The following is a 252-nucleotide window of genomic DNA, read 5'->3' as shown; positions in this document are numbered from 1 at the left end:
CCATGCCGCCCAGCGCACCGATCAGCACCACTGGCATCGGCACATCCACGCCGCGCCCCAGCAACAGCGGCTTGAGCACGTTGTCGGCAAGGCCGGCGACGAAGGTGTAGATGGCAAACACGATGGTCGCGACGGTGAAGCCTTCGGCATGGAATACATAGGCGATGACCGGTAGCGTGATCAGCGTGGCCGGCGCCTGGGCGATGCCCAGCATAAGGATGGCGATTGCCAGGATCCCCGCGCCCGGCACAC

1 pseudogene is annotated in these 252 nt (G+C 65.5%); it reads right to left on the bottom strand.

Annotation, left to right across the window (positions count from 1 at the left end):
* Positions 1-252: pseudogene (locus tag SB756_RS32900) on the bottom strand (AI-2E family transporter); the annotation flags it as partial.

It is taken from the genome of Pseudomonas sp. SIMBA_068 (assembly GCF_046534705.1).
GTDB lineage: Bacteria > Pseudomonadota > Gammaproteobacteria > Pseudomonadales > Pseudomonadaceae > Aquipseudomonas > Aquipseudomonas putida.
This window is presented reverse-complemented; position numbering and strand designations above follow the sequence as displayed.